This window comes from Pseudomonas sp. 37 R 15, from assembly GCF_900004865.1.
Lineage (GTDB): Bacteria > Pseudomonadota > Gammaproteobacteria > Pseudomonadales > Pseudomonadaceae > Aquipseudomonas > Aquipseudomonas fluorescens_AM.
The window spans coordinates 46,336-53,642 of record NZ_CVTV01000050.1 but is presented as its reverse complement, the minus strand read 5'-3'; the positions used below and the strand labels follow the sequence as shown (position 1 = coordinate 53,642).

At 58.5% G+C, this 7,307-nt stretch carries 5 protein-coding genes; 3 read left to right on the top strand and 2 right to left on the bottom strand.

Annotated elements, in window-relative coordinates:
* Nucleotides 1–70 precede the first annotated feature (70 nt).
* Both BFQ04_RS28715 and BFQ04_RS18380 read left to right on the top strand, forming a co-directional pair.
* Nucleotides 71–1,290 (top strand): IS3 family transposase gene (locus BFQ04_RS28715; protein ID WP_371914492.1). Its coding sequence is split into 2 segments (ribosomal slippage): nt 71–416 and nt 416–1,290, totalling 1,221 coding nucleotides; the frame shifts between segments, so codons are not numbered across the junction.
* Nucleotides 1,291–1,402: 112 nt separating this feature from the next.
* Nucleotides 1,403–2,668 (top strand): hypothetical protein, encoded by a 1,266-nt coding sequence (locus BFQ04_RS18380; protein ID WP_139111941.1) that lies wholly within the window; start codon nt 1,403–1,405, stop codon nt 2,666–2,668.
* A gap of 63 nt (nt 2,669–2,731) precedes the next feature.
* Here the strand turns inward: BFQ04_RS18380 and BFQ04_RS18375 are convergent, their stop codons facing one another.
* The gene (locus tag BFQ04_RS18375; RefSeq protein WP_065952027.1) at nt 2,732–4,996 is read right to left on the bottom strand and encodes a putative bifunctional diguanylate cyclase/phosphodiesterase; all 2,265 of its coding nucleotides are present in this window, start codon (nt 4,994–4,996) and stop codon (nt 2,732–2,734) included.
* 137 nt (nt 4,997–5,133) lie between these two features.
* Nucleotides 5,134–5,502 (bottom strand): YkgJ family cysteine cluster protein, encoded by a 369-nt coding sequence (locus BFQ04_RS18370; protein ID WP_065952026.1) that lies wholly within the window; start codon nt 5,500–5,502, stop codon nt 5,134–5,136.
* 249 nt (nt 5,503–5,751) lie between these two features.
* On the opposite strand from BFQ04_RS18370, the gene BFQ04_RS18365 reads away from it, so the two are divergent.
* Complete coding sequence (locus tag BFQ04_RS18365) at nt 5,752–7,098, top strand: spinster family MFS transporter (RefSeq protein ID WP_065952025.1); 1,347 nt, start codon at nt 5,752–5,754, stop codon at nt 7,096–7,098.
* Nucleotides 7,099–7,307: the final 209 nt, after the last annotated feature.

Below are 7,307 nucleotides of genomic sequence, written 5' to 3'. Positions count from 1 at the left end.
TGAACGAGCCCCATGAAAGACAGGACACCGTTCCCCCCTTAAGATAAGGGATAGGCAAACGGGTATGTTTATGACTAACAGCAATAATAAGGGTGGCGAATTGCTCGGCCAGGAGCGCCGGCGTCGCTGGAGCACCGACCAGAAACTGGCAATGGTTCGCGAGAGCCTTGAACCGGGACAAAGCGTGTCCGTAGTGGCCCGACGCAACGGCATCAACGCCAACCAGCTGTTCCTGTGGCGCAAGCTTTACCAGGACGGAAGCTTGTCGGCGGTCAGTGCTGGCGAAGCCGTTGTACCGGCGTCGGAACTGACCGATGCGCTCAAGCAGATCCGCGAATTGCAGCGGATGCTGGGCAAGAAGACGATGGAAGCCGAAGTTCTAAAAGAGGCCGTAGAGATCGCCCGGTCGCGAAAATGGATTGCGCACTCACCCTTGTTGCCGGGGGACGACCAGTGAAGCTGGTCAGCAAATGTCTCGGTGTGGCGCGCTCGCAATTAACGGTTCGGATCAAGCAATCGCTATCGCCCAGAGTACGGCGAAGCAGGCCTGTGAATGACGCTGAGTTGGTAGTCGAAATTCAGCAACAGGTCAGCGAGCTGCCCAGCTATGGCTACCGTCGCGTCTGGGGATTACTGCGCCGTGCACGAGAAAAGCAACGACTCCCTGCGATCAATGTAAAGCGGGTTTACCGGGTCATGCGTGATCACAACCTGCTGCTTGAGCGCCGGATCAAACAGCCCGGCGTGCCGCGTCGGCACGAAGGCCGTATTGCCGTGAAAACCAGCGATACGCGTTGGTGCTCGGACGGCTTTGAGTTCCGATGCGAGGATGGCGCCAAACTGAGCGTGACCTTCGCCCTGGACTGCTGTGACCGTGAAGCCATCGGCTGGGTCGCGAGCCCGACCGGGTACAGTGGCGATGATATCCGCGACTTGATGCTGGAAAGCGTAGAGAAGCGTTTTGGTGACCAACTGCCGACTACGCCAGTGCAGTGGTTAAGCGACAACGGTTCGGCATACACCGCTGAACAGACGCGCGCATTTGCCCGGCAGATCGGTTTGCAACCGGTAACGACACCGGTGCGTAGCCCGCAAAGCAACGGCATGGCCGAGAGCTTCGTAAAGACTATCAAGCGTGACTACGTGGCGCATATGCCCAAACCAGATAGAGAAACGGCGCTGCGTAACCTGGCAATTGCCTTCGAGCATTACAACGAGCAGCATCCACACAGCGCCTTGAAATATCGCTCACCGAGGGAGTTCAGGCGCTTGGCGGCAGCATCAATTTAACGGGGAGTTGGTGTCCGGTTTTGTAGGGGCTAATCCAAACGAGTGGGTCATCCGTTCCCCTGAAATAGGGTTGAAAGGTGGCGTTCACTCTAGAATGGCGCGGGATGACTTGATGCGTTTGTATCCTGATCTGGGGCCGCAGGCGGCGGGGAGAGTGCTGGATTCGTTTCAGTTTCCTGCGGGCGCTGAAAGAGCCTGGGAGCTTCGTTTCTCGAGGCGACTGTGGGATAGTCAGGCCCCTCTGCAACAGGCGTTTTTAAGAGAGATTCCAAGCGAGTTTCATCAGTATCTTATAGTGCCTCTTGATCAGGCCCGACTGCGGATGCAGGGTATTGACCAGATAGCAGGTGCAGCCCCTGTTGCCGTGACCCCCGTTCGCGCAAGTGTCATCCAGAGCAATCATTGGAAAACCTGGGGTAAAGTCATTAATTCCGCAGTATTGGAAGTTCATCCTGGCCACCCTTCAATATACCGGTATAAGAATGTTCCTGGCACTTGGTGGCGGCACCAAGAGGGCAACTTTATCAAGGTAGAGGGTGCTTACTACAGGCTCACTGATAAGAGTGAGATCACGTTGACGCCGCCGTTTTATGTGCGCAATCCTGACAGCGCCTACAACACCTTTGATAGCTTCGAACTCATGTTGCGCCATAATCCCGCCGAGCAGCCCAGGCTGGCTACGTATAATCGCGCTACGTCGACCTGGCATGTTTCTAATCTGATGTCGTTCGAGAAAAGCCTGGTGAGTTATGCTGCCGATATTTTCCCTGAACTGACGCCCGGGAGTCAGGTGCAGCTTGTCAGGGCGATGTTTACAGAGTTCGCCTCTATTAGTTATTCAAATATGAATTTTTTGCGCGAATGGCGCACAGGGGCGTTCCGGTCAAACGATCCTATATCAATGATGGAGTACCGTGGTTCGGTCGCAGGAGCAAATCCCAGGTACAACATCGGTCGAGTGACCGAGGATGTGCGATCGGGCGCTTTTGGGCGCTTGGATTTCTCATTCAATGCCCTTCACCCACATCTTCACCACGCGATCACCCGCCCAGGACCTGCTACGCTAAGGCCGCTGATGGTCGAGGCGATGAGGCATGTGGCTCGTGTTGATTTAGTAGAGTCATTGTCGTCTTCCACCCGATTGTTCTTTCAGCGGGCAGGCGACGTTACGTTGTATTGCCTGCATTGCGTCAATGTCAGCGAGACGTTCGTCAGGACAAACAGCTTTCAACTCTATAACCCCTCGTTAATGACCAGCACTGGACTCGTCCGCTCTGCGGTGCAAGCCAATAAACTGATAAACCTGGTAGGGGGCATTCAGCGTAGTGCTCGTGCGCCGCAACAGGCCCAGGTATTTATCTTTAAAATTATCCGATAGGCCCGCTGAATCAGGCCGTCTTGCCGGTGTGGCTATGGTTCCATGAGACGCACTGGCGGCGCCTCAGCGAATCGGCCTGACGATAGACGGCTGGCCGATACGCGCCGGGGCAGGGTCTTTTGACGGTGGGGCGTCTCTGTTGCCCTCCATGCTGGACGGGTAAAGCGGGTTGCGCATTGCGATGCCCTGGATCACGCCGATGACGTCATTGAAGGGCACCGCCGGGCTAAGCAGGTAGCCCTGCATAAAGTCACAATCGTGCTTGAGCAATAGCTCGAACTGCGCCTGGGTTTCCACCCCTTCGGTCACCACCTGCAAGTGCAGGATATGAGCCATGCCGATAACCGCCTGGACGATCTCGCTGTCTGCGGTGGACTTGGGAATGTCCTGGATAAAGGAGCGGTCGATCTTCAAGGTGTTGATCGGCAGGCGCTTGAGATAGGCCAGGGACGAATAACCGGTACCGAAATCGTCGATCGCCAGGGAGACACCCAAGGCACGGATTTGCCGCAGCAGCGCCAGGGTGCTGCTGATGTTGCCCATCAGCGCATTCTCGGTGACTTCCAGTTCCAGGCGGTTGGCCGCCACGCCGGCGAAGCGCAGGGCGGCTTCGATTTCATCGGCCAGTTCGTCCCGTGCCAGGTTCAGGGCCGAGCAGTTCACGGACATGGTCAACTCGGTGTAGCCCCGGTCAGACAGCAGGCTCAAATCATGGCACGCCTGGCGCAATACCCAGTGATCCAGTTCGGCGATCAAGCCGTTGTTCTCGGCGATGCCGATAAACCGGTCCGGGGTCAGCAGCCCATGTTGGGGGTGCTGCCAGCGCACCAGGGCCTCCAGGCGCGTGACTTTGCCGAGCTTGATGTCGAAGATCGGTTGATAAAACAGCACCAGTTCGTTGCGTGCACGCAAGGCGGCGCGCAGTTCTTCTTCCAGTTGCAGTTCCAGGAATGCGCGGGTTTTAAGGTTGGAACTGAAGAAGTTCAGGTTATTGCGCCCGGCGTCCTTGGATTGATATAGCGCCAGGTCAGCGGTTTTCAGCAGCTCTTCGCACGTTTGGCCGTCATCCGGGAAAAGGCTGATGCCGATGCTGGTGGTCATCACCATACGCCGGCCCGCCAGTTCGATGGGTTCTTTCATCTGCTGCATGATGCGCTGGGCCAGGCGCCGGGCTTCGTCGCGGTGATGAATAGTGATCAGGATGCAGAACTCATCCCCGCCGAAACGCGCGACCACGTCGGCATGGCTGCGCACCGAGCTTTTGATATGGCTGGCCAGCACGGTGAGCAATTGATCGCCGGCATCGTGCCCAAGGCTGTCGTTGATACGTTTGAAATGGTCAATGTCGAGGAAGATCAACGCCATCATGCCGTTGGAAGCCGTTTTTTCAGCGACCTTTTCCGCAAAGATCTGATTGAAGCCCCGTCGGTTGAGCAAGCTGGTCAGCGCGTCGTAATGGGCGACCTGCTGCAACGAGGCACGGGCCTGGTCCAGTTCGCTGAGCAGCGCATTGACCCGGCGCAGGTCGCGCTCCTTGTGTTGCAGTTTTTTGTCCGCCAGGGCCGCACTGACGCTGCTGCCGATCACCAGCAAGGTAATCACCGCCACCGACAGGCCCAGTTGCATGGGGTTGTTATCCACCGGCAGTGACAGATTCACGCCATTGGGGACCAGCATTTGCATGGCCGCCATGCCGGTGAAATGCATGCTCAGAATGCCGGCGCCCAGCACCAGGCTGGCGGCGTATTTGAGCAATTGGTGAAACACGCCGGCACCGTTGCGCAGGTAGCTCGACAGCAACAACGCCGCGAGGCTCGCGCCGATGGCAATCGCCACCGACGCCATGAACAGCCCGGATTCGAAGTACACCTGCGCCTGGGAGCGCATGGACGACATGCCGACGTAGTGCATCAGGGCGATGCCCAGTCCCATCCACACCGAGGCCAGCACGTACTGGTGCAAGCGCAGGTGCGCGTGACTGAGGGTTTGCATGGCGAACAGCGAAGCGATCAGCGCGATGACCAGCGAGACGAAGGTCATGAGCAGTTCGTAATGAATGGCGATAGGCGCCTGGAATGCCAGCATGCTGATGAAATGCGTCGACCAGATACCGCCCGCCAGGCAGCCCGCGCCCAACCAACGCCAGCGGCGGCGGGCGGTGGGGTCTTCCACATGACCGACGCGTTCGGCCATGTCCAGCGTGCCGAAGCCCGCCGCACAGGCGACCAGGTAAGCCAGTAGCACCAGAAAGGGATTATGACTGCAATTGAGTAATAAGTGCCCGTTGTCTGGGAGGTCGGTGAAAAAGTGCAACCCCAGCCATTCCATAGCGAGTCCCGTCATAGCGTCGCGTCACCGCCTGAGGCGATGACCTATGAGATCGAGTATAGAAGCCTCGCGGGATTTGCCATGAATAATGGCACTTTGATTCAATTCTTTTTGCATGCCGCCCATCGCGTTTGATGCTAAGCGCTGATGGGCAGATCCAGTTCGAAAGGTCGCTCCTGGAGGGGCGCCAGACCGAAGGCGGCACGGGCGGCATCGCAATCGACGTTTTGCACGCCCTGGCTCCACGAGGCGTCGAATTCGCGGCAGGGGCTTGAGCGCTGTTCATAGATGGAACAACGCGTGCCTTTACCCACTTCGCCCTCGAGGCTGCAGCAGCGTGCGGGCTTCTGGTCGGTTCCGATCATCGCCACGCGGGTGGGGTTGATCTGCACCACCAGGTCATCGGGCACCGTACCGCCCGATGAGGCGCATTCGCCCCAGAAGAAAGACACACGGAAGTGTGAACAGCAGGCACCGCAACTCAGACACGGACTGGCTTCGGACATGGGCGTCATCGATTAGGGTAGGTAAGGGGGGACTGCGGGAAGGCTCGCCATTCTATCCGGGTCATGGCCGTTGGGAAGGGGGGCGCCTATATATATTTTCGTAGGGAAAATCCCGTAGTTTCGGGGATATCACGCCCTATCAGCTTTACGAATCATTACAGACAAGCGCCGCCAGCCTGACTATGTTGCAGCAACCTGAGCAGGATGCAGTGGGCATCGCAGCTCTCATAACAATAAAGAGACGGACCCATGCAGAACTCGACCCAAGCGGCGAATGCCTGGCGCATTCTGTTCCTGCTGTTCCTCGCCAACCTGTTCAACTTCTTCGACCGCACCATTCCCGCGATCATCATCGAGCCGATCCGCATGGAGTGGCATCTGAGCGACTTCCAGCTCGGCATCATCGGTACCTCTTTCACCATCGTTTATGCCATCGCCGGGCTGCCGCTGGGGCGCCTGGCCGACACGGGTTCGCGCAGCAAACTGATGGGCTGGGGCCTGTTTGCCTGGAGCGGGCTGACGGCGATCAATGGCCTGGTTGGCAGTTTCTGGAGCTTCCTGTTGGTGCGCATGGGCATTGGCATCGGGGAAGCCAGCTATGCCCCCGCCGCCAATTCGTTGATCGGCGATCTGTTTCCCGCCCACCGCCGCGCACGCGCCATGGGGATCTTCATGCTCGGCCTGCCGCTGGGCTTGTTGCTGGCATTTTTCACCATCGGCGCGATGGTCAAGGCGTTCGACAGCTGGCGTGCGCCGTTCTTTATTGCTGCCGTGCCGGGGCTGATCCTCGCGGTGTTCATGTTCTACATCAAAGAGCCCAAACGCGGCGCTGCCGAATCGGTGCAAGTGTCCCAGGCGCGCGTCGACCGCCCGATCCGCCGTGTACTGGCGGTGCCGACTTTCCTGTGGCTGGTGCTGGCCGGACTGTGCTTCAACTTCGCTACCTATGCGTGCAATTCATTCCTGGTGCCGATGCTGCAACGTTACTTCCTGATGCCTTTGCAGGAGGCGGCGGTGGCCACCGGTGTGATCGTCGGCCTGACCGGTCTGGTGGGCCTGACCCTGGGCGGCTGGATTGCCGACAAGATCCACCAGCGGGTCGCCAATGGCCGGCTGCTGTTCGCCGCGTGCAGCCTGATCATCTCCACGGTCACCACCGCCTGGGCACTGCATGCCGGGCGTATCGAGATCGGGGTGTTCGTCCTGCTGTTCAGCGTGGGCTGGCTGTTTGCGTACAACTTCTATACCTGCGTGTACACCGCGATCCAGGACGTGGTTGAACCGCGCCTGCGGGCCACGGCGATGGCGTTGTTCTTTGCCGGGCTGTATCTGCTGGGTGGGGGGATGGGGCCGATCGTGGTGGGCGGGCTGTCTGATCACTTTGCCCATGCGGCGATGTACGCGGCGGGGGCGGAGCAGATGACCGAGGCTTATAAGGCGGTGGGGTTGCATGACGCCATGTACCTGATTCCGGTGGCGTTGTTTCTGACCATGCTGTTTCTGTTCCAGGCTTCGCGCAGTTTTGTGCGTGATGCCAAGCGGATGAAGGAGGGGTTGAGTGCGGTGGAGGTGCCGGCTGCGGCGGCGACAGCTTGAGACCGAGGTGAGTCTATCGGGCTCCCCCCACATTTTGATTTGTGAACACAGTCAAGTGTGGGAGGGGGCTTGCCCCCGATGGGCATAGGTATCTACACGACTCTGTAGCGGTCGACGGTAACCACGATGCGAAGCGAGTCGCCCTTGATCTTGATCTTGATCTGCTTTTGATCTCAGGCGCCCCGTTAAACCACGCTGGCCGAACGCAG